The sequence below is a fragment of the Phyllobacterium sp. P5_D12 genome (assembly GCF_054049495.1).
The window spans coordinates 1-1,013 of sequence record NZ_JBFUMG010000986.1 but is presented as its reverse complement, the minus strand read 5'-3'; the positions used below and the strand labels follow the sequence as shown (position 1 = coordinate 1,013).

Sequence of the window (1,013 nt, the reverse complement as noted above, 5' to 3'; positions counted from 1 at the left end):
AGTCATATCTCCCGTCTCACCATCGAATTGAAAGACGCTGATTCCCTTTCCCTTACCGGGCAAGGCATTGCGATTCAGGTTACCGACAAAAGCAAAGGTTTTTGGCATTGTTGATCTCATGCGTTCGGAGCGGAGAGGTGGAGAATCTCTCCGTCGCTGGGAATAAGCAGCGTAGGCTTAGCGATGTCGTGGGCGTTCGCATAGGCCTGCAGATCATGGCGGGAAACGGTCGCGTGATCCAACGCTTCCATATGGGTCGCAATGATTCTCGTATCTTCGGGAGCAATACGGCAGATCTCGACAGTCTGTTCGGCATCCATGACAATCAGGACATCGTCCCATTTGGCTCCGCAGGAATGGGTGATGATAATGTCCGGAGCAAATGTAGCAATTGTTTCGCGCACGGGCGGATAGAGGATCGTATCGCCAGCCCAATAGATCGACGGTTCGCCGTCCGCCTCGATCGTGAGGCCAATGACGTGGCCCATCTTTTCGAGCACAGGACCAGAGCCGTGATTGCCGTCGCGGCGCGTTATACAAATACCCTCATATGTCAATCTCTCTGTCAGTGGCGTCACGTCGGTGAAGCCGAATAACCGGATCTTTTCCTCGTCGCCCGGTTGGCAAATGAGAGGCAAATGTTTGGGAACAAGCTCCTGCGCGACCTTGTCGAAATGATCCGCATGCAGATGCGAAACAATGACAAGTTCCACTCCGGCAAGGATTTCATCCGTCGACACCGGCAGTTCAACCATTGGATTGGGTGAGCGACCGGTGAAAGATGGACGGCTGTGTTTCGATCCGAAATCCGGATCGATCAGGATAGTCGTGCCGGCGTAGTCAAGTTTCAGCGTTGCGTTGCGCAGAAGTTGCAATTTCATGGCGTTGCTTCTTTTTCTGGTAACAAGGCATTCAGCAAGGGTAGGCCTGACGTCGAAGGCCTGCGAGCCGCGATGACTTGATCAGACTCCGAGGGACTTTAACTTGCGGTGCAGTGCTGACCGTTCCATACC

1 protein-coding gene is annotated in these 1,013 nt (G+C 53.5%); it reads right to left on the bottom strand.

Translation table 11 applies throughout. The features are described 5' to 3' along the window. Positions 1 to 116: 116 nt before the first annotated feature. Positions 117 to 881 (bottom strand): MBL fold metallo-hydrolase, encoded by a 765-nt coding sequence (locus tag ACXJ5O_RS28170; RefSeq protein WP_457302789.1) that lies wholly within the window; start codon positions 879 to 881, stop codon positions 117 to 119. Positions 882 to 1,013: the final 132 nt, after the last annotated feature.

Bases quoted from the DNA above. Each gene is read 5' to 3' on its own strand.
- ACXJ5O_RS28170 (WP_457302789.1), bottom strand. From the start codon at position 881: ATGAAATTGCAACTTCTGCGCAACGCAACGCTGAAACTTGACTACGCC.